The organism is Micromonospora sonchi (genome assembly GCF_014646235.1).
Lineage (GTDB): Bacteria > Actinomycetota > Actinomycetes > Mycobacteriales > Micromonosporaceae > Micromonospora > Micromonospora sonchi.
Window position 1 is genome coordinate 2,501 of the sequence record NZ_BMNB01000064.1, and the last position, 2,840, is coordinate 5,340.

General features: G+C 56.6%; 2 rRNA genes (1 of these 2 cut by a window edge). Both read left to right on the forward strand.

Features of this window, described 5'->3' with window-relative positions:
* Positions 1-2,639 (forward strand): 23S ribosomal RNA (locus IEY61_RS30630); it begins 473 nt to the left of the window's first position.
* A gap of 83 nt (positions 2,640-2,722) precedes the next feature.
* Positions 2,723-2,839 (forward strand): 5S ribosomal RNA (rrf, locus tag IEY61_RS30635).
* Position 2,840: the final 1 nt, after the last annotated feature.

Below are 2,840 nucleotides of genomic sequence, written 5' to 3' on the forward strand. Positions count from 1 at the left end.
GAAATCTGCCGTGAATCTGCCAGGACCACCTGGTAAGCCTGAATACTTCCTGGTGACCGATAGCGGACGAGTACCGTGAGGGAATGGTGAAAAGTACCCCGGGAGGGGAGTGAAATAGTACCTGAAACCGTTCGCCTACAATCCGTCGGAGCCTTTAGGGGTGACGGCGTGCCTTTTGAAGAATGAGCCTGCGAGTTAGTGGCACGTGGCGAGGTTAACCTGTGTGGGGGAGCCGTAGCGAAAGCGAGTCTGAAGAGGGCGTTCAGTCGCGTGTTCTAGACCCGAAGCGGAGTGATCTAGCCATGGGCAGGCTGAAGCGTGGGTAAGACTGCGTGGAGGGCCGAACCCACCAACGTTGAAAAGTTGGGGGATGACTTGTGGTTAGGGGTGAAAGGCCAATCAAACTCCGTGATAGCTGGTTCTCCCCGAAATGCATTTAGGTGCAGCGTCGCGTGTTTCTTGCCGGAGGTAGAGCACTGGATGGTCTAGGGGGCCTACAAGCTTACCGAAATCAGCCAAACTCCGAATGCCGGTAAGTGAGAGCGCGGCAGTGAGACTGCGGGGGATAAGCTTCGTAGTCGAGAGGGAAACAGCCCAGATCACCAGCTAAGGCCCCTAAGCGTGTGCTAAGTGGAAAAGGATGTGGGGTCGCTTAGACAACCAGGAGGTTGGCTTAGAAGCAGCCACCCTTTAAAGAGTGCGTAATAGCTCACTGGTCAAGTGGTTCCGCGCCGACAATGTAGCGGGGCTCAAGCACACCGCCGAAGCTGTGGCATTCACACTGTGCCCGGTGTTTCTTCCTTTTGGGAGGGGCATCCAGGTGTGTGGGTGGGTAGGGGAGCGTCGTGCCGGGGGTGAAGCAGCCGAGTGATCGAGTTGTGGACGCGGCACGAGTGAGAATGCAGGCATGAGTAGCGCAAGAAGGGTGAGAAACCCTTCCGCCGGATGACCAAGGGTTCCAGGGCCAGGTTATTCCGCCCTGGGTGAGTCGGGGCCTAAGGCGAGGCCGAGAGGCGTAGTCGATGGATAACGGGTTGATATTCCCGTACCCGCGAAGGAACGCCCATGATGAACCTCGTTGTGCTAACCACCCGATCTTGGCAAGGTCTTCGGACTGAGTTGGGGGAGTGTGGGAACCTGGCGGGTAGTAGTCAAGCGATGGGGTGACGCAGGAAGGTAGCTGAGCCCGGCCGGTGGTTGTGCCGGGGTAAGCGTGTAGGCCGTGCTGTAGGCAAATCCGCAGCACATGTAGGCTGAGACGTGATGCCGAGCCGATTCAGGTGAAGTCAGTGATCCTATGCTGTCGAGAAAAGCCTCTAGCGAGTTCCGAGCGGCCCGTACCCCAAACCGACACAGGTGGTCAGGTAGAGAATACCGAGGCGATCGGGTGAACTGTGGTTAAGGAACTCGGCAAATTGCCCCCGTAACTTTGGGAGAAGGGGGGCCGGAGACGTGAAGCCCTGCGCGGGTGGAGCGTTGTATGGCCGCAGAGAGCAGGGGGAAGCGACTGTTTACTAAAAACACAGGTCCATGCGAAGAAGTAATTCGATGTATATGGACTGACGCCTGCCCGGTGCTGGAACGTTAAGGGGACCTGTTAGCTCTTTGGGGCGAAGCGGAGAACTTAAGCGCCAGTAAACGGCGGTGGTAACTATAACCATCCTAAGGTAGCGAAATTCCTTGTCGGGTAAGTTCCGACCTGCACGAATGGCGTAACGACTTCCCCACTGTCTCAACCACAGGCCCGGCGAAATTGCAGTACGAGTAAAGATGCTCGTTACGCGCGGCAGGACGGAAAGACCCCGGGACCTTTACTATAGCTTGACATTGGTATCTGAGTTGATTTGTGTAGGATAGGTGGGAGCCGGTGAAGCGCATACGCCAGTATGTGTGGAGGCAATCTTGAAATACCACTCTGGTTGATTCGGGTATCTAACTTCGGGCCGTGATCCGGTTCAGGGACAGTGTCTGGTGGGTAGTTTAACTGGGGCGGTTGCCTCCTAAAGGGTAACGGAGGCGCCCAAAGGTTCCCTCAGCCTGGTTGGCAATCAGGTGTTGAGTGTAAGTGCACAAGGGAGCTTGACTGTGAGACTGACAGGTCGAGCAGGGACGAAAGTCGGGACTAGTGATCCGGCACTTGCGTGTGGAAGCGGTGTCGCTCAACGGATAAAAGGTACCCCGGGGATAACAGGCTGATCTTCCCCAAGAGTCCATATCGACGGGATGGTTTGGCACCTCGATGTCGGCTCGTCGCATCCTGGGGCTGTAGCAGGTCCCAAGGGTTGGGCTGTTCGCCCATTAAAGCGGTACGCGAGCTGGGTTTAGAACGTCGTGAGACAGTTCGGTCCCTATCCGCCGTGCGCGTAGGATACTTGAGAAGGGCTGTCCCTAGTACGAGAGGACCGGGACGGACGAACCTCTGGTGTGCCAGTTGTCCCGCCAGGGGCACGGCTGGTTAGCTACGTTCGGGAGGGATAACCGCTGAAAGCATCTAAGCGGGAAGCCTGCTTCAAGATGAGGTATCCCACCCTGGTGACAGGGGTAAGGCCCCCAGCTAGACGACTGGGTTGATAGGCCGGAAATGTAAGCCAGGTAACTGGTTCAGTTGACCGGTACTAATAGGCCGAGGACTTGACTACAAAGATTCTGCTCGCGTCCACTGTGTAACTCACAGCAAACAAACACACCCTGTTAGTGGTGTTGTTTGATATGTTGATAAGGTTACGGCGGTTATGGCGGAGGGGAAACGCCCGGTTACATTCCGAACCCGGAAGCTAAGCCCTCCAGCGCCGATGGTACTGCACTCGGGAGGGTGTGGGAGAGTAGGACACCGCCGGACA